Origin of the sequence: Streptomyces cavernae, assembly GCF_004023625.1 — a bacterium.
Classification (GTDB): Bacteria; Actinomycetota; Actinomycetes; order Streptomycetales; family Streptomycetaceae; genus Streptomyces; species Streptomyces cavernae.
Map to the genome: position 1 here is coordinate 59,692 of NZ_RPDJ01000014.1, position 20,375 is coordinate 80,066.

A 20,375-nucleotide genomic window follows, 5' to 3' on the forward strand; every position below is an offset into this window, starting at 1 on the left:
CGTCGGAGTCGGGCCGGCCGGAGCCGGGCGGGTCGGAGTCGGGCCGACTGGAGTCGGGCCGTCCGGATTCCGGCCGGCCGGAGTCGCCGGAGCCCGGCTGGGTGCTCCGGGGCTCTTGCCGCGGCTCCCCGGGCGGTCCTCGCCCGCCCGGAAGGCCGACGGGTCCGTGCCGGACTCGCCGGGGCGCCTGCCCGGGCTCTTGGGCTCCTGGGGGGTGTGTTCCCGGGCCTTGCCCGTACCCACCGGGGTCCCACCGGAGGCGTCGGTCGCCTTGGGGGCGGAGTCTCGGGTGGTCGGGCCGGAACCGCCGGCGGTCGGGCTGACTGGTCCGGGGGTCGGGCCGGATGCGCTGGAGGGCGGGCCGGCGGCAACTCCGTAGGGCCTGCCGGACGCTCCCGGGGGCGTGTCGGACGCGCTGCTGGACCCGCTGGGCGCGCGGGTGGCTTTGGCCGGTTCTCCGGCGGTCTCGGAGGGCTCTCCGGCTGCCCTGACGGGTTCTTCGGCTCTCTTGGCGGGTTCTCCCTGGGCGCTGGGGCGTTCTCCCTGGGCCCTGGCGGGTTCTCCGAGGGCCTTGGTGGGTTCTCTGAGGGCCCTGGTGGATTCTCCGGCGGAGCGCGCGGTTTCTCGGCCGGACGGAGCCGACGGAGCGGATGGGGCGGACGGAGCCGACGGGGCGGACGGGGCGGACGGGCCGGTTGGGCCGGTCGGACGCGCGGAGGGACCGGATCCTCCGGGGGGTGTGGCGGAGCCGCGAGAGGCCTCGAGGGAAGCGCGGGTCGTCGGGTCGGACCCACTGTTGGGCCGGTCGGTCGCGCGGGTCGTCGGGTCGGACCCACTGTTGGGCCGGTCGGTCGCACCGGTCGTCGGGCCGGACTCCTCCTCGGTCGGGTCGGACTCGCCGGTGGTCGTGCCGGACTTGCCGGCCGTCGCAGCGGAAGCGTCGGCGTCGGCGGTCCTGCCGGATTCAGTGGGAGTCCTGCCGCGGTCCCCCTGGTTGTCGCCGGGTTCTCCCGGCCCACCGCGGTCCCCCCGGTCGTCGCCGGGGTGCCCCTGGTTCGGGTTCGCACCGGGTCCCCCCGGAACCGCGTCCGGCTCCCTGGGCGGTCGGCCCCGGGGCGTCTGCTGCGGCTCGTTGCTCATGTTGTGCCGGACTCCCGTTTCACTGATACATCCGTACGTCGCCGTACGCCTTCCGCGTCCCCCGATGTCAAGACTGTCGCATCCGGCGAATCGTTCCCAACTCGCGCCGCGCGCCCCCTTGAAAAATGCGTGGCACGGGGGGTTGACCGACCGCTAGCCTCTTTCCCTTTGCTCGGAACGGCGGAAAAGGCGGCGAGATGCGGGCAGGCCGGTTGTACGCGGCCGTGGCGGCGGGTGGCTTCCGACGGTACGCGACCTACCGGGCGGCGACCGCCGCGGGGATATTCACCAACACCGTCTTCGGCCTGATCCTGGCGTACACGTACGTCGCGCTGTGGCAGGAGCGGCCCGGACTCGGGGGCTACGACCAGGCGCAGGCGCTGACCTACGTCTGGGTCGGTCAGGCGCTCCTCACCGTGACCAGCGTGGGCGGAGGCGGTTTCGAGGAGGAACTGATCGAACGCATCCGTACGGGTGATATCGCCGTCGACCTGTACCGTCCCGCCGACCTCCAGCTGTGGTGGCTGGCCGCGGACGCGGGACGGGCGGCCTTCCAACTGCTGGGCAGGGGAGTGGTCCCGATGGTGTTCGGGGCGCTGGTCTTCGACCTGGCGCTGCCCACCGGCCCACTGCCCTGGCTCGCCTTCCTGGTGGCGGTCGCCCTGGGTGTGGTGGTCAGCTTCGCGATCCGCTATCTGGTCGCGCTGTCCGCGTTCTGGCTGCTGGACGGCGCGGGGATGGCGCAGCTGTCCTGGCTCGCCGGGCTGTTCTTCTCCGGGATGCTGCTCCCGCTGAACGTCTTCCCGGGCGCGCTGGGCGAGATCGCCCGGGCCCTGCCCTGGTCGGCCCTGCTCCAGGTCCCCGCGGACGTCCTGCTGGGCACGCACACCGGCCTCGGCCTGCTGAACGCCTATGTCTTCCAGGCGGCCTGGGCGGTGGGGCTGCTCGGTGTGGGACGGCTGGTGCAGTCGGCGGCCACCCGACGGGTGGTGGTCCAGGGTGGCTGACGACACGGACACGACCCGTCCGACCCCAGGCAGCGGCCGGGCTCACAGCAGTGGCGCGGCTCCCAGCAGCGGCCGGGACGTAGACAGTGGCCGGGACGTAGGCAGTGGCTGGGGCGCAGGCAGTGGCCGGGGCGCAGGCAGTGGCCGGGGCGCAGGCAGTGGCCGGGACGTAGGCAGTGGCTGGGGCGCAGGCAGTGGCCGGGGCGCAGGCAGTGGCCGGGACGTAGACAGTGGCCGCGGGGCAGGCAGCGGCCGGGCCCCAGGCAGCTCCGAAGCTGCCGTGGTCGGCGCCCCGTACGGTGGCCTGCGCGGTTCGCTGAGCGCGTACCGCATGATCGCCGCCATGTGGATCCGCTCCACCATGGCCTACCGCACCTCCTTCGCGATCACCGCCTTCGTCAACTTCGCGGTGACCGCCTTCGACTTCCTGGCCATCCTGCTGATGTTCGCCCAGGTGGACCGGCTCGGCGGCTACTCGCTGGGTGAGATCGCCCTCCTGTACGGGTGCACCAGCACCTCCTTCGGGCTCGCGGACCTCGCGATCGGCTCGATGGACCGGCTCGGCCGGCGGGTGCGCGACGGGACGCTCGACGCCCTCCTCGTGCGCCCCGCGCCGGTGCTCGCACAGGTCGCCGCCGACCGCTTCGCGCTGCGCCGGCTCGGGCGGGTCACCCAGGGAGTGCTCGTCCTCGCGTACGCGTTCGCGGTCCTGGACATCTCCTGGACCCCCGCCAAGGCACTGCTGATCCCGGTGATGCTGCTCAGCGGGGCGGCCATCTTCGGCGCGGTGTTCGTCGGGGGCGCGGCCTTCCAGTTCGTCGCGCAGGACGCCTCCGAGGTACAGAACGCCTTCACCTACGGCGGCAACACGCTCCTGCAGTACCCACCGACCGTCTTCGCCAAGGACATCGTGCGCTCGGTGACCTTCGTGCTGCCACTGGCCTTCGTCAACTGGCTGCCCGCGCTGTATGTGCTGGATCGGCCCTACCCCCTCGACCTGCCGCACTGGACGGCGTTCCTGCCGCCGCTGGTGGCGGCGGGCTGCTGCGCGCTCGCCGGGGCCGCGTGGCGCGTGGGGCTTCGTTCGTACCGGAGTACAGGGAGTTAGTCGGCAAGTGAGTCAGTCAGCAAAAATGAGTCAGCCAGCAGTGGACAGCGACAGTCAGGACTTCATCGAACTCGACCGGGTGGAGAAGGTCTTCGACGTACGCAAGAAGACCGGGTTCCTGCGGAGCGAGCGGCATGAGGTGCGGGCCGTGGACTCCATCTCCTTCACCGTGCCGCGCGGCGAAATGGTCGGTTACATCGGGCCGAACGGCGCGGGCAAGTCGACCACCATCAAGATGCTGACCGGCATCCTCACCCCGAGCGGTGGGCGGCTGCGGGTCGCGGGCATCGACCCGTCCCGTGAACGGATCCGGCTCGCGCACCGCATCGGCGTCGTGTTCGGCCAGCGGACCACCCTGTGGTGGGACCTCCCGCTCATCGACTCGTACCGACTGATGCACCGTATGTACCGCATCCCGAACGCCCGTTACGCCGAGAACCTCGACCGGTGCGTAGAACTCCTCGATCTCGCCGAACTGCTGGACAGGCCGGTACGGCAACTCTCCCTCGGCCAGCGGATGCGCGGGGACATCGCCGCCGCGCTGCTGCACGATCCGGAGGTGCTCTACCTCGACGAACCGACCATCGGACTCGACGTCATCAGCAAGGCGAAGGTACGGGAGTTCCTGCGCGATCTGAACGCCGAACGCGGCACCACGGTGCTGCTCACCACCCACGACCTTCAGGACATCGAGCAGTTGTGCCGACGGGTGATGGTCATCGACCACGGGCGGCTGATGTACGACGGTCCGCTCAGCGGGCTGCACGAGGTGGGGGAGAGCGAGCGCATGCTCGTCGTCGACCTGGAGCGCGAACTGCCGCCCCTGACGGTGGAGTCGGCGCGCGTGGTGAAGGTGGAGGGGCCGCGGCAGTGGCTGGCGTTCCCGGCGGCGCAGTCGGCGGCGCCGCTGGTGGCGCGGATCGCCCAGGCGTATCCGCTGGTGGACCTGTCGGTGCGGGAGCCGGACATCGAGGCCGTGATCGCGAAGATGTACGCGGACCGGGCCACCGCGTAGGGCTTGCCGCGTAGTCTCGCGGGCCGTGTCCTCGTAGGCTGCTGTACATGACGGACGCCGAGCCTTCCGCAGGAGCAACCCCCGAGCCTCCGGCTCCCTCGCACCTGGAGCTGCGGGCCTCCGACGCCGACCGCGAGCAGGTCGCCGAACAGTTGCGGGACGCCCTCGCGGAGGGCCGTCTCGACATGACGGAGTTCGAGGAGCGGCTGGACGCGACGTACCGGGCGCGGACATACGGCGAGCTGGTGCCGATCACCCGCGATCTGCCGGGTCCGGGCGCGGCCGGCGGACCCGGAGCGATCGGTACGCCCGGTAAACCCGGCATGCCCGTGTCCATGGTCAAGAAGCCGGTGGGCGACCGCTCCTGGGCGGACCGGATCGTCGGCGGTGAGGGCTCCTCCACCTGGGGCGTGGCGATCATGAGCGGCTTCGAACGCAAGGGGCGGTGGACCGTGCCCAGGCGGTTCAACTGCTTCGCGTTCTGGGGCGGCGGTGAGATCGATCTGCGGGACGCCGACTTCGCGGACGCCGAGGTCGTGATCAACTGCGTGGCGATCATGGGCGGGATGAACGTCGTGGTGCCGCCGGGCGTCGAGGTCGTCGTCCGCGGTGTCGGAATCATGGGCGGTTTCGACCATCGCGAGGAGGGCGTGCCGGGGGAGCCGGGCGCTCCGCGCGTGATCGTGACGGGGCTGGCCTTCTGGGGCGGCGTCGGTGTGGAACGCAAGCTGCCCAGGGCGGAGCGGCAGCGGCTGAAGGAGGCCCGCCGCCAGGAGAAGCTGGAACGCAAGGCCGCTCGGCGAGAGCTGCACGGTGCTCACCGCGAGGCGCTGGAGGAGCACCGGGCCACCCACCGCGACATGGTCGACGAGCATCGGGACGTCCACCGCGAGGCGCTGGAGGAACACCGGGCCGCCCACCGCGAGGCGATGGACGATCACCGGTCCCGGCGGCACCGCGACCAGTGATCGCCGCTCCCGAAGCGGGCCGGCTCAAGACCCGGACTCCAACCCTGCGGCGCGGTTGGCCTCGGCGGTCACAGCTGAGCGGGAGCCGAACCCTTCAAGGACTTGAGGTCGAAAGCCTTGGCCATCCGCTGGTAGCCCCGGTCGCTCGGGTGGAGGTGGTCGCCGGAGTCGTATTCCGCGCGCAGGCGGCGCGGGTCGTACGGGTCGCGGAGCGCCTTGTCGAAGTCGACCACCGCGTCGAAGACCTTGCCGTCCCGGATCTCGGCGTTGACGGCCTGGCGCACCGCCTCGAGCTGGTCCTCGTACCCCCGGTGTCCCCCGAACGGCATCAGCGTCGCGCCGATCACCTTCAGGCCACGGGCGTGCGCCTGCCGCACCAGCACCCGCAGACCGTCGGTGATCTTCTCCGGATCGGTCTGGTGCGGGGTGCGCAGGATGTCGTTGACGCCGAGCGCGATCACGACCGCCTTGACGTTCGTCCGGCCGAGGACGTCGCGGCCGAAGCGGCTCAGCCCGCTCGGGTTCTGGGCGAGACGCATCCCGCCGCTCTCGCCGCGCCCGGCCGACGCCACCGCGCTCCCGCCGCCCAGGACGCGGTTTCCGCTGATGCCCTGGTTGACCACGGTGTAGCGGGGCCCGTCCGAGTCCGCCGCGCGCAGCCGGTCGGTGAGCACGTCGGTCCAGCGCCGGTTCTCGCCGACGCTGGAGTTCGCACCGTCGGTGAGCGAATCACCTAAGGCGACGATCGTGCCGTCCGTCTCGTGGCTCAGCACGTCCAGCGCGGTCACATAGCGCCAGTACGGGGTCTGCTCGGTGTACGCCGCCCCGCTGGTCTCCTGGGTGCGGTCGCCGATCGCCGCGTACGAGATCTGCTGCGCCCGCGGGTGGTAGGTGACCGGGCCGGACGGGGTCGGCGAGTAGGTGGTGACCAGGACGTCGCTGTCGTAGGGGATGACGATCGCGACGGCGTCGCTGACCACCTGCTGACCTGCCGGAATGCTCACCCGGTCGCTGCCGCCGAAAGTGAGCCGGCGCAGGGTGCCGGCGACGGCGGTGGCGCTGCTCGGTTCGGCGGCCACCGCTATCGAGGCGTGCGTGATGGTGAGCGGCCGGTGACCGTAGAGGTTCGACAGGGTGACGCGGGCGCTGGTGCCGCCGGATCCCGCGTGGACGACGTTGCGGAGGGAGCGGCCCGCCAGACCGTTCCGGACGGTGCCGGGCTCGGCTCCGGCCGGCGACGCCGACCAGGCGCCCACCCAGGTGCCGACGGAGGCGGGAGCGGCGGAACCCTGGAGCGAGCGGCCCCCGGCGAAAGTGTCCTTGCTGCCGTCGTCGGAGGCGACCCCGAGGTAAATGGCGGCCGAGAAGATCAGTACGACGGCGATCATCGCGGCAAGCAAGGCATAACCATGACGCTTGGTCATGCGGTGCATGTCTCCTAAAGCACAAGGGAGTCCACGAGTTCGGGGCTCCGGTGTTACGAATCCATGATGAGGCATGGGGAAGGCGGACATGACACATCCCCCGGTGCAGGAGACGCGGGGAACTCGTCTTCCGTTCCAGGAGTAGGTCAGGAAGGGACAATGGGTACGAGACCTGCGGACGGTGAAGCGGATGGATCGGACGAACGTGGCGGAAAAGGGTGACGCGGCGAGGCGGTCCGGGACGGGCGACGGTGCCGGCGTGCGGCCTTCCGGGGCGGACGGGGCCGGGCCGAGCCGGTCCGTGACGGGCGACGCGACCGGGCGGCTCTCCGGGCCGGACGGCGTCGCGCGGCGGTCCGCCGGGTCGGGCGACGTGACGAGACGGTTCATGTTCACCGAGGCCGACCGCGAGAAGTTCCGCGGGGTGCGCCGGATGAAGCTCACGGCGACGGGGATGCTCCTGTTCGTCGCGCTCGTCTACGTCCTCGCCAAATGGGCCGGTAACGCGGGCGCGGGCGCCTGGGCCGGGTACGTCGCCGCCGCGGCCGAGGCCGGCATGGTCGGTGCGCTGGCCGACTGGTTCGCCGTCACCGCGCTCTTCCGCCATCCGCTGGGCCTCCCCATCCCGCACACCGCGATCATCCCCACCAAGAAGGACCAGCTGGGTGTCACCCTGGGTGCGTTCGTCGGCGAGAACTTCCTCTCCGAGGACGTCGTGCGAGGCCGGCTGCGGGCCGTCGGCATCGGCAGCAGACTCGGCGCCTGGCTGGCCGTCCCCGACCACGCCGACCGCGTCACGGCGGAACTGGCCACAGCCCTGCGCGGCGCGCTCGCCGTCCTGCGCGACTCGGACGTCCAGGCGGTCGTCGGCGAGGCGATCACCCGCCGCGCCGACGCCCAGGAGATCGCGCCCGGCATCGGCAAGATGCTGGAGAAGGTAGTCGCGGACGGCGGCCACAGACGGGTCGTCGACCTGATCGTGGTACGCGCCCACGACTGGCTGGTGTTCCACGACGAGCAGGTGATGGCCGCGGTGCAGGGCGGGGCACCCGGCTGGACCCCGAAGTTCGTGGACAAGAAGGTCGGCGAGCGGGTCTACAAGGAACTCCTCCGCTTCGTCACCGAGATGCGCGACTCCCCCTCGCACCCCGCCCGCGCCGCCCTCGACCGCTTCCTGATCGACTTCGCCGACGACCTGCAGTCCGACACCGACACCCGGGCCCGGGTGGAGCGCCTCAAGGGCGAGGTGCTGGGCCGTGGCGAGGTCCAGGACCTGATCGCCTCCGCCTGGTCGGCCGTACGGCAGATGATCGTGGCCGCCGCGGAGGACGAGCGCAGCGAACTGCGTCTGCGGGTGCGGGCCTCGCTGCTGTCGCTGGGGGCCCGGATGGCGAGCGACGGCAAGGTGCAGGCCAAGGTGGACGGCTGGGTGGAGGGAGCGGCGGTGTACGTCGTCACGACCTACCGCAAAGAGATCACCTCACTGATCACCGACACCGTCGCGGGCTGGGACGCGGAGCAGACCTCGAAGAAGATCGAGGCCAACATCGGCCGGGACCTTCAGTTCATCCGGATCAACGGCACGGTGGTGGGCTCGCTGGCGGGGCTGCTGATCTACACGGTGTCGCGGGCGCTGGGGGCGTGAGCGGCCGGCAGGGCGGCGGGCCGTGGGCCGTCAGGGCCGTCAGGGCCGTTAGGGGCGATCCTCACGGCGTTCTTCGACGTGCCCTCCGGCGACACCGGCTACTACTTCGCCGTCATCGCGCTCGGCAACTTCCTGGGCCCGCTGCTGCTGGGCAAGCACTTCGACACCCTGGGCCGAAAGAAGATGATCTCGTCGACGTACCTCCTTGCCGGTCTGCTGCTCTTCGCGACGGCCTGGCTCTTCGAGAACGGTTCGCTGACCGCGGCGACGCTGACGGCCTGCTGGTGCGCGGTGCTGTTCTTCGCCTCGGCGGGTGCCTCCAGCGCGTATCTGACCGTCTCGGAGATCTTCCCCATGGAGACCCGCGCCATGGCGATCGCCTTCTTCTACGCGATCGGCACCGCGGCCGGAGGCATCAGCGGCCCGCTGGTCTTCGCGGACCTGACCGAGAGCGGCAAGGTCGCGGACACCGTACTGGCGTTCCAGATCGGTGCGTCGCTGATGTGCGCGGCGGGCGTGGTGGCGGCGTTCCTGGCGGTGAACGCCGAACGACGCTCGCTGGAGGAGATCGCCAAGCCCCTGTCGGCGGCGTGACCGGGCGGGGTCACTCCATCCCCGGGAGGAAGGTCCGGATCGTCTCGTACAGCCAGTCCGGCCGGTCCAGATGGACGTCATGGCCCGCGTCCGGGGCGACCTCGATCCTGGTCGTCCCCGGCCGCCGGGTCCGCATCTCGGCCGTCTCCGCCTCGCGCTGCGTGCCCCGCGCGCCGCGGATCACGAGGACGGGGCAGCGGATCCGGTCCCACTCCGCCCAGTAGGAGCGCTCGGCCGGCTCGGCGACGGCCGCGATCATCGTGTCGCGGTCCACGCGCGCGTACCAGCCGTCCGGCCGCTGCTCCAGGCCCCTCGCCCAGGCCTCATGGCCGAAGAAGGCCGTGGCCTCGGCGAAGGTTCTGAACGGTGTCGGCCAGCCGTCCAGCCACCCGGCGATCCTGGCGGGCAGGCCGGCGTCCGCGCCCGCGGGGCCCGCCTCGATCAGGACCAGGGAGCGGACCAGTTCCGGATGGTTCGCCGCGACCAGCAGGGCGGTGAGCCCGCCCAGTGACTGACCGATCAACGTGACGGGTGCCAGGCCGAGGTCGCGGATGAGGGCCACCGCGTCCCGGACGGTGGCGGCCCTCGACATGTCCGAGGGCCGCAGGGTGCTGTCGCCGTGCCCCCGGGCGTCGTAGCGCACGACGCGGTACGCGTCCGCTCCCTCCTGGAGGAGGCGGTCCGTGAGGGCGTCCCACTCGCCCATGTGCCCCGCCAGGCCGTGCAGCAGGAGGACGGGGACGGCGGGCGTGGGTTCGGCGGGCGCGGGTTCGGCGGTGCGCCCGGCCGGGCGGTGGTCGCGGTAGGCGAGCGAGACGCCGTCGACGGTGGTCAGCTCCATGGCGACCGCGACCTTACCTGTGCCGGCGACCGGGCGCCGATCCGTCGCGCGCCCTTCCGCCGGGCACGGTTCGTCGTGCGCGCTGCCGTTGGGCGCGGTTCCTCGCGCGCCCTTCCGCCGGGCGCGGTTTTCGGTCGGGCGCCGTTCCGTTGGCGCGGTTCCGGGCGGGCGCCGTTCCGTCAGGCCGCCGGGGCGAGTTCCGCCCGGCCGAACAACAGGGCGTAACCGACGGGCAGTTGGCTGATGATGCGGCCGACCAGTTCGGCGCCCACCGCGACCGGCAGCACCCTCAGGACCGAGCCGACGTCCCAGCGGGCGGTCGCCGCGGTGGCCTCCGGTGAACGGGCCGCCACGGCGTTCACGAACTCCGCCGCGCTCAGCGGCTGTGGCGCAGGCACTTCGGCCGCGACGAGCCGTGCCGCCTCAGGGGGGAGCCGGCGGGCCAGGTCGACGCGCTCGTCACCGACCACATGAGAGCCGAGGGCGGACAAAACGGTGCGGGTGACGCGTTCCGCCTCGGCCGACGTCGCGTACTGGCCGGATTCCCGTACCGCCTCTATCAGTTCGCTCCATCTCATCGTGCGGGCTGCTCCTCCAGTTTCAAAGATCCAGGTCTTGCCCCGCGGGCACGGACCCGCGGGGCGCATCGTGGGAACGGCGGGACGGTTCAGCTGTTGATTTCCTTGCGGGTGCTGCCTCCGGTGATCTGGATGCGGCGCGGCTTGGCCTGCTCGGCCACGGGGATGCGCAGGGTCAGGACGCCGGCCTCGTACGAGGCGTCGATCCGCTCCGTGTCGAGGGTGTCGCCGAGGAACAGCTGGCGCGTGAACACCCCGGCGGGACGCTCGGCCGCGATCATCTCGGCGCCCTCGGGGGCGGGCGAGCGGCGCTCGGCGCGGACGTTGAGCACATGCCGTTCGACGTCGAGTTCGATGGTCTCGGGGTCGATGCCCGGGAGATCGAAGTGGACCACGAGGTCGTCACCGGTCCGGTAGGCGTCCATCTGCATCGCGGCGGGGCGAGCGGCGCCGAAGACCTGCTGCGTGAGCCGGTCGAGCTCGCGGAACGGGTCGGTACGCATGAGCATCACAGGTCACTCCTTCCTTCAGGTGTTGGGTGCGATGCCCTACGGCTTCTTATATAGCGCGAGGGAGGAAAGTTGACAACCCCCGGCTCAATGCGGTCTGCGGGTTAGTCTCGATCACCGAGAAGCGTGCAGTGATGTGGAGGCTGGGATGGCGAAGGTGCCGACCGCGGTGGTGGCCGCCAGTGGGCTCGTCGGCGGGTACGGGGTGGCCCGCTGGACCAAGCAGCGCCAGCTCGGCGGTGCCGTGCTGGCCGTCGCGGGCGCCGCGGCGGCCGAGCAGTGGCGCCGCCAGGCCGGCGGCAGGACCGCGGGCGCGCTGACGGCCGCGTACGTCGCTGCCTTCGCCGGATCGCATCCGCTGGCGAAGAAGGTCGGCGCCTGGCCCGCGGTGTTCGGGGTCGCCGGGGCCGTGGCCCTGGCGTCCTGGGCGGTCGCGGACCGCCGAGCCTAGGAGGCTATGGGTGGCCGCCGTGCCGAGGGGGCTTCGGGTCCCTGGGGCTGGGGGGCTGTCGGGATCGCCGTTGGCGGCGGGCTTTCAGGGGTTGCTATGCCTTGGTCGCGGGCTCCGGCGCCCCGCCCCGCTCCCTGAGGTTTCGGCTTTACATGATCGCGGAGCTGTGGCGGGTGGCCGCCGTGCCGAGGGGCTTTTCGGGGTCCCGTGGCCAGGGGCTGCTGCGGGTCTGACCGCGCCTGGAGGGCTGTCGCGCACCGCCGCCCGTGGAAGGCCGGCGCGGAGCGCGCGCTAGGGACCGCTGCGGGCTGTGCGGGACGCTGGAAGGCCGGACCGCGCGCTAGGGGACCGCTGCGGGCTGTGCCGGACGCTGGAAGGCACGCCGATAGGCCTGAGGGCTCGTCCCCACCACCCGTTTGAAGCGATCACGGAACGCGGTGGGCGACCCGAAGCCGGTCCGTACCGCGATCCGTTCGACCGGATCATCGGTCGTCTCCAGCAGAAGCTGGGCCCGGCGAACACGGGCCCGGTGCAGCCACTGCAGCGGCGTCGTACCGGTCTGCTCGCGGAAGCGCCGATTCAGGGTGCGGGTACTCATCCCGGCGCGGGCAGCCATGTCCTCCAGGCTCAACTCCCGCTCCGCGTTCTCCTCCAGCCACTCCAGCAGGGGCTCGAGGGCCGACCCCGCCGGGGCGGGCGGCTGCGGGTGGACGATGAACTGGGCCTGCCCGCCCTCCCGTTCCAGCGGCATCACCGACATCCGCGCCGTCTGCGCGGCGACCGACGAACCGAAGTCCATGCGGATCATGTGCAGACACATGTCCATGGCCGCGGCGGCGCCGGCCGAGGTGAGGAACTGGCCGTTGTCGACGTAGAGAACGTTCGGATCGACCGTCACGGCCGGGAACATCCGCGTCAGGTCCTCCGCCGCGATCCAGTGGGTGGTCGCGCGCAGCCCGTCGAGCAGGCCGGTCGCGGCGAAGATGAACGCGCCGACGCAGATGGAGGCGATCCGCGTACCGTTCGCCGCCGCCGCGCGCAGTGCCTCCGCCACCCCCGGCGGGAGCGGGACGGTCGGGTCGACGGTGCCCGGCAGGATGATGGTGTCCGCCTCCGCCAGCGCTTCGAGCCCGTAGGGGGCACGAAGCGTGAACGACCCCGCACTCACCTCACCGCGGCCCCCCGCCGAACACACGACGACCCGATAGGGCGACCGGCCGTCGGGCAGCCTCGCCCAGTTGAAGGTGTCGATCGGGGCGGACAGATCGAAGGGGATGACCTGATCCAGGGCGAGCACGGCCACGGTATGGACGGAACGCATGGTGTGAGCGTAGCCCGCCGACTGGCGAGAATCCGTTGAACCCCGGCAATACCGCCACTTCCGAGCCGGCCCGGCGCCGATCTAGCGTCGAGCGTGACCAAATTCCTCCTCGCCGTCCACGTCCTCGCGGCCATCGTCGCCATCGGCCCCGTCACCGTCGCGGCCAGCATGTTCCCGCCGGCCGCCCGCAAGGCCCTGCAGACACCGGACGATCCCCAGGCCCTGTCCACGCTGCGCCTGCTGCACCGGATCTGCCGCGTGTACGCGACGATGGGCGTGGCGGTGCCGGTGTTCGGCCTGGCTACCGCCAAGAACATGGGCGTGCTCGGCGACGCCTGGCTGATCACCTCGATCGTGCTGACGGCCCTCGCGGCCGGGATCCTGGCGGTGCTGGTGCTGCCGCGTCAGGAGGCGCTGCTGGAGGAACTGGAGGAATGGGAAGCCGACGCGAACCAGCCCCGGGGCTCCTCCTCGGCAGCGCCCGGCGACGCTGGTCCAGCGCCCGGCGCTGCGGGCAGAGCCCTCGACGAGACGACCGTCACCTCGGCCGTGCTGGTCGAGGGACCACAGCGGCAGCGAACGGTCCAACTCGCCATGTTCACCGGAGTCTTCAACCTGCTGTGGGCGACGGTCACGGTACTGATGATCGTTCGCCCGGGGTCCACCACGGGCGCGTGAGCGCACAAGGCGCGTGGGCGCTCGGGAGGCGGGGTGAGCGCTCAGGGTGCGTGGGCGCGCTCAGGGTGCGTAGATGGCCTCGATCTCGTCAGCGAAGTCCCGTAGCACCACGTTCCGCTTCAGCTTCAGCGACGGGGTGAGGTGCCCGGAGTCCTCCGTGAACTGGACGTCCAGGATGCGGAACTTCCGCACCGCCTCCGCCCTCGAGACCGCCGCGTTCCCCTCGTCGACGGCGCGCTGGATCTCGGCGAGCAACTCCGGATCGTCGCGGAGCTCCGCCACGGACGTGCCCTCCGGCTTGCCGTTCTGCGCGGCCCAGCGCGGCAGGAACTCCTCGTCGATCGTCACCAGCGCACCGACGAAGGGCTTGCCGTCACCGACCACCATGCACTCGGCGACCAGCGCGTTGGCACGGATGCGGTCCTCGATCACGGCCGGGGCGACGTTCTTGCCGCCCGCGGTGACGATGATCTCCTTCTTCCGGCCGGTGATCTTCAGATAGCCCTCCTCGTCGAGGGAGCCGAGGTCGCCGGTGTGGAACCAGCCTTCGGAGAACGCCTCCGCGGTCGCCTCCTCGTTGTTCCAGTAACCGGTGAACAGGTGCTCGCCCCGCAGCAGCACCTCGCCGTCCTCCGCGATGCGCAGCGTGCTGCACGGCAACGGCAGGCCCACCGTGCCGATCTTCTGGCGGTCATGGGGGTTGAGGGTGGTCGCGGCGCAGGACTCCGCCAGACCGTAGCCCTCGAGCACCGTGAAGCCGAGCCCGCGGTAGAAGTGGCCGAGGCGCTCGCCCAGCGGAGCGCCGCCGGAGATGGCGTACGAGGCCCGGCCGCCGAGCACCGCGCGCAGCTTGCTGAAGACCAGCCGGTCGAAGGCCTTGTGCCGCAGTCGCAGCAGGAGGCCGGGACCGGACGTGGTCTCCAGCGCCGCGCTGTACTCGATGGCGGTGTCCGCGGCCAGGTCGAAGATCCTCCCCTTGCCGCTCGCCCGGGCCTGCGCCCGTGCCGAGTTGTAGACCTTCTCGAACACCCTCGGCACGCCGAGCAGGAAGGTGGGCCGGAAGGAGGCCAGTTCCCCGGTGACGTTCTTGATGTCGCTGACGTGTCCGACCTTGATCGGCGCCATCATGGCCCCGACCTCGACTACCCGCGCGATGACGTGCGCGAGCGGCAGGAAGAGCAACAGGGAGGCACCTTCGGAGAACAGCGGCTTGTTGCGGGCGATGGTGTTGCCGCACTCCGCGAGGAAGTTGCGGTGGGTGAGCACACAGCCCTTGGGCCGGCCGGTGGTGCCGGAGGTGTAGACGATGGTGGCGAGCGAGTCGGCGTCGGCCTTCGTGCTCCGCTCGTCGACCTGCGCGTCCGTGACGTCCGTACCTGCCGCGGCCAGCTTCTCGACCGCGCCCGCGTCGATCTGCCAGAGGTTCTTGAGCAGTGGCAGACGCTCCCGTACGTCCTCGACCACCGCCTGGTGCGCCTCGGTCTCCACCACGCACGCGACCGCGCCCGAGTCGCCGATGATCCACTCGACCTGCTCGGCCGAGGAGGTCTCGTAGACGGGGACGGAGACGGCGCCCGCGCTCCAGATCGCGAAGTCCAGCAGCGTCCACTCGTAGCGGGTGCGTGACATCAGCGCGACCCGGTCGCCCGGTCCCACTCCGGAGGCGATCAGCCCTTTGGCCGCGGCGCGCACCTCGGCGAGGAAGGCTGCCGCGGTGACGTCCTGCCACCGCCCGCCGACCTTGCGGGCGAGCACGGCCCGGTCCGGATACTCGACGGCGTTACGGCGGATTAGATCCGTCAGATTGCCGTCCGGGGGAACGTCGTACAGGGCCGGAACGCTCAGTTCGCGCAAGGCTCTTGCTCCTCGTCCGGGCCGACTGCGGCATCGGCGCCATCAGCATCCAGGGCTCGTCCTGAAAGCCTGGACGGTACCAGTCGGTATGCGAGGGGAACAGATACCGGCCGTCAGAAGCTCGCGGCACGCCCTCGGGTGTTCTTGGGCGTCTGGGCGTACTTGGACTTGGGCGTACTTGGACTTGAGTTTTCTTGGACTTGGCGTCCTTGGGCTTGGGCGTTCTTATGAGCCCTCGGAGCCCTCGGACGCCCTTCAGGTTGCCCGGGTGCGGTGTGATCCGCGAACGGTCAGGGTGAGGGAGCCACGGAGGTCCGGCCGGTGTCGGCGCCCGCACCGGCACTGTCTGCCGCGCGGGCACCGGAACGGCGCACCAGCACAAGCCCCAGCCAGGTCATGGCAACCCCGGCGAGAACCTGGGCCGACGCCCCCACGGCGCCCGGCAGGACCGCCGCGAAGCCCGAGGGCACGGCCGTGAGGGCGTAGAGCCATGCGGCGACGCCGTATCCGCCCCGGATGAGCGACGCGCCGAACAGCAGCGCCCCCACGACGAACGTCACTCCCGCGACGAGGAACGCCGGTCGCGTGGGCCCACTTTCCAGCAGGACGTCGACGGTGTCGTCGTCGAGGGAGGACAGGGCGTACGTACGGGTGAAGTCGACTCCGGCAACGAGCACCAGTCCGACGGCGTTGAGCAGGAATCCCAAGTCGAGCAGCGGTCCGGGCCGTTCGGCGCGGGCGACGACGTAGAGCCCGCCGAGCAGCAGAACGCCGAGCAACGGGACAAGGAGACCGAGGGTGTTGGGGAGCGCTTCCTCGTTCCCGGGCAGATCGACCACCAGGGAATCGAGGACGAAGCACAGCCCGCCGACGATCCCGAGACCACCGGCGAAGGAGAGGACTTTCGGTGCCACCACGGTCATGGGGCCCTCCGAAGGGTCGGCAATGAGTATGCCGTTACACGGTATATCGCTAGCCGGTATATGGCTAGAGGCGGAGCCGCTGCCTGGCTGGAGGTGGCGCCGCTGTATGGCTGGAGGTGGCGCCGCTGTATGGCTGGAGGTGGAGCCGTGGTCCGGCCGGGAGGAGTCGCTGTCTGGCCGGGGATGGAGCCGTGGTCCGGCCGGGGGTGGAGCCGTGGTCCGGCCGGGGGTGGAGCCGCTGCCTGCCTGGAGGGGAGTCAGCTGTCTGACACCGGAGGTGGAGCCGCGGTCTGGCCGGAGCTGAAGCTGCGGTCTGGGCGGAGGTTGGAGTCGGAGCTCGGGCGGACAGCGGCGGGGCGTTGGCCAGGGGCGGGGGCGATTGGCCAGAGGCGGGGCCGTTGGCCAGGGGCGGGGCCGTTGTGTGGCCGGCGGTCGGAGCCGGAACTCCGGCAGACGGGGCGGGGCGGGGGCCTTCCGGTGTCACAACCGCCCGAGCTCACGGATCGACCGCCGCGCGACCAGCCACGCCAGGGCGACCCCGGAGCTCATCAGCGCCCAGCGCAGCAACAACAACCGCTGCTCCCCGTCACCTGCGGCGAGGAGTGCGTCCCCGAGCGCGCCGAGATCCCCCACGACGAGCCGAGCGAACCACACGACGGCCCCCATGGCGGCCAGCCGAGCATCGAACCACCCGAGAACGATCAGCACACCGGGCACGACCCCGGTCAACACGGCCAGAACACCGGCCCGCATGGCCCCCGCCCCGACGGCGACGGCCAACGGCCAGGCCAGACACGGCAGCAGAGCCAGTCCGAGAGCGACCCCTCGACCGGCCGGAACCGGTGGCGGCGAGCCCAGGGCCAGCCCACCGGCGGCCACCGCACACATCCCGCTCAGCACGTCCGGCCCACGGCCGGCGAGTGCGACGACCGCACATCCCGCAGGCACCAGGGCCAGCCCCCGCGCCGACCACGGCGCACGGCACACGGGCCCGGCGAGGGCGCAGCCCGCGGCCCCGGCGAGCCCGACGGCGAGCAGGCCCCCGACCCCGCCCACACCCCCGCGGACCGCCGTCTCGCCCCATGCGGCGGCGGCCCCCACGAACATGAGTAGAACGGCACCGAGATAGCCCCCCTGCCGCCAGACGAGCGCACCCCGTCCCCCCGTCCGAAACCGCGAACGCAACCGCAGGGCGAGGCCGACCAGCGAGCACACTTCCTGGAAGCGCACCGACCGCCCGGCCTCGCCTTCGACACTGACCTGACGCGCGGTCAGGGCAACCTCATGCCGGAACGACGCGTCGACGCCCTCGAACCGGGCGACCACGCAGTCCACGGCCCGCCCGTACAGGCCCGCACCGCCGCCCTTCACGGCGACTCGATCCCCAGCCGGGAAAAGGCCAACCTCGCGTTGGCGGCCAGCCGAGCCGCCTCCTCGGCCAACAGCTTTTGCCCCTCCGCGGTCAACCGGTAGTACCGCCGCACGGGGCCCCCTTCGCTGCGCTCCCCGTCAAACGCGACGAACCCCTGAGACTCCAGCCGCTCGAGCGCCCCATAGAGAGTCCCCGCCCGCAGAACGACCCGCCCCTCGGACATCTCCTCGACGGCCTTGATGATCCCGTACCCATGCAGGGGCCCCGGGCCGAGGGCGGCCAGGGTAAGGAAGGTGGGTTCACGCAGCGGTCCGGAACCAGAGTCTTTGCCCATACTTCGACCGTACCGGTGGCAGGTATACCGGTCTACGGCATAGCTCAAGCGTCCGGGAGCGTCTGCACCAGGAAGACCGTGGAGAGCCCGTTACCTCCCTTGGCAACAACTCACCCGGTTGTCTTTCGGCGGCCTCGGGACCGTGTCGACGGGTGTCTCGGGGCTCGATCCGTGTCTTGCGTACCTCCGTGCCGCCCGTCTGAGCCGGCCCCAGCAGTACCCCGAGCCGCGGCGCCTGCTCCAGCTCCTGCCGCAGTATTTCGAGGGGCTGTTCCGCTCCGAGGGCTTTCGCCCGATCGGCTGCTCTGACTGTCACGGCCGCGATTACGCCGGTCACCGGTCCTGGGCCTCCCGCTTCAGCCGGGCTGTGAGGTCGATGCCTTCCTGCACTGCGATGTCGAATTCAGGGTCCTGGTAGAGACGGATTCTTCCCCGGTAATCGACGATCACCGCAGCGACCGCGTTGAGGTCCGTCTCCGTCGACGTTTCCAGCGCATGCTGAAGGTCCGCTTCGAAGGACTCCCGGTCGCCGGGGAAGCCGTGCCCGGATCGCAGAGCCGCTCGAATGTCGCCGATGGTCCTCAATGACAACGGCGCAGGAACGGACGCGTCCTACGGATCCCGCAGCCAGTATCTTCCTCAGCGCGCCGGATGTCCTTTGGCCAAGGCTGCCACGAAGGAACGCCAAGCCGTGCTTCCCACTGTTACGACCGGCACGCATCGTCTTCCACCCGCAGGGCTGGCGCACGCACGCGGTGGTCACACCGGAGGAGATCCGCCGGCTGCCCCGCTTCGACGGGGTGCCCCTGACCGCGTACCTGAGCGTCCTCGGCGGCACCGGTGACCGCCTATGTGGGCCTGACCAGGATCGCCCGGCTCCGGGAGGGCGAGGACCTGTTCATGTCGGCCGCGGGCAGAGTCGGCACGGCGACCGGACGGTTCGCCAGCTCCTCGGCGCCGGTCGGCTCGTCGGCAGCACGGGCTCGGCGGCGAAGGCCGCCCACCTCATACGCGAGGTGGGTTACGACACCGTCTTCGACTACCACGACGGCCCCGCCCTCGACTTGCTAGCCAAGGCCGCACCCGACGGCATTGACGTGTTCGTCGACAACGTCGGCGGCGAGCAACTCGCCGCCGCGGTGGGGGCCCTGCGCGAGTTCGGACGCGTAGTCCGCGTCGGCACGATCAGCCAGTACAACACCGCCACCGCGCCTGAGCCCCGAACCGCCCCCGTTCCCGGCTGCCCGAACCGCGGGGGCACCCCTCCATCCAGTGCACCGCCTTGCGCAGGGCCATCTCGAGGCATTCAACGGGGTTGTGCAACGCGCTGGTTAATGCAGTGTGGATGCTGAAGGTCCCTGTCAGGCCCGAACCCTACGGATGTCCGTTGACGCCGCCTTGGTCCAGAGCACGTATGAAGGTGCACCAGGCCTGCCCTCCTATGAATATGACGGCACCTACAGGGTCCTTGGAATCCCGAACGAGTGTGCCGTCAGTAACGCGGGCACACTCGACACATTCCGTGCCGCTACCACCGCTATAGGAAGATTTGAACCAGCGGGGCTTCGATGGTGTGGTCATCCGAGCTCCTCACTTATGCGGCGGATCAGCGCCACCGACGACTCCAGGTCGAGGGCCTGGGCGCTGAGGTATTGAAACGCCAACCTATAGCGCTCCAGTTCCTGTGGTTTTTCCATGAAGAGGCCGCCACCGAGGATGTCCACATACACGACGTCCAACTCGTTCGTCGGGCCGCGAAGGACGACGAAGCTGCCGACGGCGGCGGCATGGGCACCAGTAGAAAACGGAAGAAGCTGGATAGTCACATGGGGGAGCGCCGAAGCAGCCACCAGGTGACCTAGTTGCTCCTGCATGACCTGCCGTCCACCGACGACTCGACGGACCGCCGCCTCGTCGATCACGCACCAGATGTGTGGTGGCTCGTCGCGCTGAAGAAGCTCCTGCCTCTTCATGCGGACGTCGACCATGTGTTGCACCTCGCGCTCCGGGCACGGCACCTCCGAAGCCCGATGGACCGCCTCGGCGTACGGGCGGGTCTGTAGTAGGCCAGGCACGTACATGCACGCGTAGTGGTCCTCGCGCACCACCTCATCCTCCAACGTGAGCATGAGGTTCATGGACTCCGGGATGGGGTCGGCGAGGGATCGCCACCACCCTTGGATCTTGGCACCCTTGGCGAGTTCCACGAGCGCGAAGCGCTCTTCGTCTGAGGCCCCGTATTCACGGCAAAGGGCATCTACGGCGGGCCACTTGACCGCCCCCTCTTTGGTCTCGTAACGACTCAGCGTTGCCTTGGAGATACCGACGCGTGCGCCCGCCTCCTCAAGAGTCAAACCCCTGAGCTCGCGAAGACGACGGAGGTCGGCACCCAGTTGGCGCCTGCGGGTGGTGGGTCCAACTGGCATTGGCGCGGCCCTTCAGGTCGATCCAACCGATCGTGCTGGGTGGACCAGCAGGACGGCAAGGCGGTGTGCGCCGGGGGCGCGCGGGATAAGGGAACGCTCCTCTTGCCGGCGTGATGAGAGTTCCATTTTGAGAGTTTCAATGCAACCCTCAGTGTGCGGTGCATTGCGTAGAGCAACTGGAGACTGG

At 70.7% G+C, this 20,375-nt stretch carries 19 protein-coding genes and 2 pseudogenes; 9 read left to right on the forward strand and 12 right to left on the reverse strand.

The features are described from left to right. Positions 1 to 1,337 precede the first annotated feature (1,337 nt). The 4 genes from EF387_RS23780 to EF387_RS23795 all read left to right on the forward strand — a co-directional run bounded on the left by EF387_RS23780 (position 1,338) and on the right by EF387_RS23795 (position 5,238). Positions 1,338 to 2,147: an ABC transporter permease gene (locus tag EF387_RS23780; protein WP_128378642.1), complete on the forward strand. Its 810-nt coding sequence runs from the start codon at positions 1,338 to 1,340 to the stop codon at positions 2,145 to 2,147. A gap of 331 nt (positions 2,148 to 2,478) precedes the next feature. Next, on the forward strand, positions 2,479 to 3,255 hold the full coding sequence (locus EF387_RS23785; protein ID WP_128378826.1) for an ABC transporter permease: 777 nt from the start codon (positions 2,479 to 2,481) through the stop codon (positions 3,253 to 3,255). 25 nt (positions 3,256 to 3,280) lie between these two features. Beyond that, a complete protein-coding gene (locus EF387_RS23790) occupies positions 3,281 to 4,270 on the forward strand; it encodes an ABC transporter ATP-binding protein (protein WP_128378643.1) in 990 nt (329 codons plus the stop codon). A 47-nt stretch (positions 4,271 to 4,317) separates the two neighbouring features. Then, positions 4,318 to 5,238, forward strand: a complete 921-nt coding sequence (locus tag EF387_RS23795) for a DUF1707 SHOCT-like domain-containing protein (protein ID WP_128378644.1) — start codon at positions 4,318 to 4,320, stop codon at positions 5,236 to 5,238. A 68-nt stretch (positions 5,239 to 5,306) separates the two neighbouring features. Here the strand turns inward: EF387_RS23795 and EF387_RS23800 are convergent, their stop codons facing one another. Further along, on the reverse strand, positions 5,307 to 6,662 hold the full coding sequence (locus EF387_RS23800) for an SGNH/GDSL hydrolase family protein (RefSeq protein WP_128378645.1): 1,356 nt from the start codon (positions 6,660 to 6,662) through the stop codon (positions 5,307 to 5,309). A 388-nt stretch (positions 6,663 to 7,050) separates the two neighbouring features. Here EF387_RS23800 and EF387_RS23805 point away from each other — a divergent pair, with 388 nt between their 5' ends. After that, positions 7,051 to 8,307 (forward strand): DUF445 domain-containing protein, encoded by a 1,257-nt coding sequence (locus EF387_RS23805; RefSeq protein WP_238431666.1) that lies wholly within the window; start codon positions 7,051 to 7,053, stop codon positions 8,305 to 8,307. A gap of 51 nt (positions 8,308 to 8,358) precedes the next feature. Continuing rightward, positions 8,359 to 8,901: pseudogene (locus tag EF387_RS23810) on the forward strand (MFS transporter); the annotation flags it as partial. 10 nt (positions 8,902 to 8,911) lie between these two features. Here EF387_RS23810 and EF387_RS23815 read toward each other — a convergent pair. The 3 genes from EF387_RS23815 to EF387_RS23825 form a co-directional block, all read right to left on the reverse strand. Continuing rightward, entirely contained in the window at positions 8,912 to 9,742 is an 831-nt protein-coding gene (locus EF387_RS23815) for an alpha/beta fold hydrolase (protein ID WP_128378647.1), read from the reverse strand. A gap of 179 nt (positions 9,743 to 9,921) precedes the next feature. Further along, a complete protein-coding gene (locus EF387_RS23820; RefSeq protein WP_238431656.1) occupies positions 9,922 to 10,320 on the reverse strand; it encodes a DUF2267 domain-containing protein in 399 nt (132 codons plus the stop codon). 89 nt (positions 10,321 to 10,409) lie between these two features. Then, positions 10,410 to 10,829 (reverse strand): Hsp20/alpha crystallin family protein, encoded by a 420-nt coding sequence (locus EF387_RS23825; RefSeq protein ID WP_128378649.1) that lies wholly within the window; start codon positions 10,827 to 10,829, stop codon positions 10,410 to 10,412. Positions 10,830 to 10,977: 148 nt separating this feature from the next. On the opposite strand from EF387_RS23825, the gene EF387_RS23830 reads away from it, so the two are divergent. After that, positions 10,978 to 11,280 carry a hypothetical protein gene (locus EF387_RS23830; protein WP_128378650.1) on the forward strand — a complete coding sequence of 101 codons (303 nt, stop codon included), beginning with the start codon at positions 10,978 to 10,980 and terminating at the stop codon, positions 11,278 to 11,280. Between the two features lie 340 nt (positions 11,281 to 11,620). Here EF387_RS23830 and EF387_RS23835 read toward each other — a convergent pair whose 3' ends face one another. Continuing rightward, complete coding sequence (locus EF387_RS23835; RefSeq protein WP_128378651.1) at positions 11,621 to 12,601, reverse strand: GlxA family transcriptional regulator; 981 nt, start codon at positions 12,599 to 12,601, stop codon at positions 11,621 to 11,623. 93 nt (positions 12,602 to 12,694) lie between these two features. Here EF387_RS23835 and EF387_RS23840 point away from each other — a divergent pair, with 93 nt between their 5' ends. Further along, positions 12,695 to 13,279 carry a DUF2269 family protein gene (locus EF387_RS23840; protein ID WP_128378652.1) on the forward strand — a complete coding sequence of 195 codons (585 nt, stop codon included), beginning with the start codon at positions 12,695 to 12,697 and terminating at the stop codon, positions 13,277 to 13,279. 60 nt (positions 13,280 to 13,339) lie between these two features. Here the strand turns inward: EF387_RS23840 and EF387_RS23845 are convergent, their stop codons facing one another. The 5 genes from EF387_RS23845 to EF387_RS23865 all read right to left on the reverse strand — a co-directional run bounded on the left by EF387_RS23845 (position 13,340) and on the right by EF387_RS23865 (position 18,353). After that, complete coding sequence (locus tag EF387_RS23845; RefSeq protein WP_128378653.1) at positions 13,340 to 15,133, reverse strand: AMP-dependent synthetase/ligase; 1,794 nt, start codon at positions 15,131 to 15,133, stop codon at positions 13,340 to 13,342. Between the two features lie 290 nt (positions 15,134 to 15,423). After that, entirely contained in the window at positions 15,424 to 16,056 is a 633-nt protein-coding gene (locus EF387_RS23850) for a hypothetical protein (protein ID WP_128378654.1), read from the reverse strand. Positions 16,057 to 16,536: 480 nt separating this feature from the next. Next, positions 16,537 to 17,427, reverse strand: coding sequence for a hypothetical protein (locus tag EF387_RS23855; protein WP_128378655.1), 891 nt, complete (start codon positions 17,425 to 17,427; stop codon positions 16,537 to 16,539). Next, the gene (locus tag EF387_RS23860; RefSeq protein ID WP_128378656.1) at positions 17,424 to 17,762 is read right to left on the reverse strand and encodes a PadR family transcriptional regulator; all 339 of its coding nucleotides are present in this window, start codon (positions 17,760 to 17,762) and stop codon (positions 17,424 to 17,426) included. Before EF387_RS23860 ends, EF387_RS23855 begins: the two co-directional genes overlap by 4 nt. 333 nt (positions 17,763 to 18,095) lie before the next feature. Then, on the reverse strand, positions 18,096 to 18,353 hold the full coding sequence (locus EF387_RS23865; protein WP_238431657.1) for a DUF6247 family protein: 258 nt from the start codon (positions 18,351 to 18,353) through the stop codon (positions 18,096 to 18,098). A gap of 113 nt (positions 18,354 to 18,466) precedes the next feature. Here EF387_RS23865 and EF387_RS23870 point away from each other — a divergent pair. Beyond that, positions 18,467 to 18,982, forward strand: a pseudogene (locus EF387_RS23870) (zinc-binding dehydrogenase); the annotation flags it as partial. Positions 18,983 to 19,136: 154 nt separating this feature from the next. Here the strand turns inward: EF387_RS23870 and EF387_RS23875 are convergent. Next, complete coding sequence (locus tag EF387_RS23875; RefSeq protein ID WP_128378657.1) at positions 19,137 to 19,343, reverse strand: DUF397 domain-containing protein; 207 nt, start codon at positions 19,341 to 19,343, stop codon at positions 19,137 to 19,139. Continuing rightward, positions 19,340 to 20,188: a helix-turn-helix domain-containing protein gene (locus EF387_RS23880; RefSeq protein ID WP_128378658.1), complete on the reverse strand. Its 849-nt coding sequence runs from the start codon at positions 20,186 to 20,188 to the stop codon at positions 19,340 to 19,342. Before EF387_RS23880 ends, EF387_RS23875 begins: the two co-directional genes overlap by 4 nt. Positions 20,189 to 20,375 lie beyond the last annotated feature (187 nt).

Excerpts from the sequence above, each read along its gene's own strand:
- EF387_RS23780 (WP_128378642.1), top strand. The coding sequence starts at position 1,338 with ATGCGGGCAGGCCGGTTGTACGCGGCCGTGGCGGCGGGTGGCTTCCGA.
- EF387_RS23785 (WP_128378826.1), top strand. The coding sequence starts at position 2,479 with ATGATCGCCGCCATGTGGATCCGCTCCACCATGGCCTACCGCACCTCC.
- EF387_RS23790 (WP_128378643.1), top strand. The coding sequence starts at position 3,281 with ATGAGTCAGCCAGCAGTGGACAGCGACAGTCAGGACTTCATCGAACTC.
- EF387_RS23795 (WP_128378644.1), top strand. The coding sequence starts at position 4,318 with ATGACGGACGCCGAGCCTTCCGCAGGAGCAACCCCCGAGCCTCCGGCT.
- EF387_RS23800 (WP_128378645.1), bottom strand. The coding sequence starts at position 6,662 with ATGACCAAGCGTCATGGTTATGCCTTGCTTGCCGCGATGATCGCCGTC.
- EF387_RS23805 (WP_238431666.1), top strand. The coding sequence starts at position 7,051 with ATGTTCACCGAGGCCGACCGCGAGAAGTTCCGCGGGGTGCGCCGGATG.
- EF387_RS23815 (WP_128378647.1), bottom strand. The coding sequence starts at position 9,742 with ATGGAGCTGACCACCGTCGACGGCGTCTCGCTCGCCTACCGCGACCAC.
- EF387_RS23820 (WP_238431656.1), bottom strand. The coding sequence starts at position 10,320 with ATGAGATGGAGCGAACTGATAGAGGCGGTACGGGAATCCGGCCAGTAC.
- EF387_RS23825 (WP_128378649.1), bottom strand. The coding sequence starts at position 10,829 with ATGCTCATGCGTACCGACCCGTTCCGCGAGCTCGACCGGCTCACGCAG.
- EF387_RS23830 (WP_128378650.1), top strand. The coding sequence starts at position 10,978 with ATGGCGAAGGTGCCGACCGCGGTGGTGGCCGCCAGTGGGCTCGTCGGC.
- EF387_RS23835 (WP_128378651.1), bottom strand. The coding sequence starts at position 12,601 with ATGCGTTCCGTCCATACCGTGGCCGTGCTCGCCCTGGATCAGGTCATC.
- EF387_RS23850 (WP_128378654.1), bottom strand. The coding sequence starts at position 16,056 with ATGACCGTGGTGGCACCGAAAGTCCTCTCCTTCGCCGGTGGTCTCGGG.
- EF387_RS23860 (WP_128378656.1), bottom strand. The coding sequence starts at position 17,762 with ATGGGCAAAGACTCTGGTTCCGGACCGCTGCGTGAACCCACCTTCCTT.
- EF387_RS23875 (WP_128378657.1), bottom strand. The coding sequence starts at position 19,343 with ATGACCACACCATCGAAGCCCCGCTGGTTCAAATCTTCCTATAGCGGT.
- EF387_RS23880 (WP_128378658.1), bottom strand. The coding sequence starts at position 20,188 with ATGCCAGTTGGACCCACCACCCGCAGGCGCCAACTGGGTGCCGACCTC.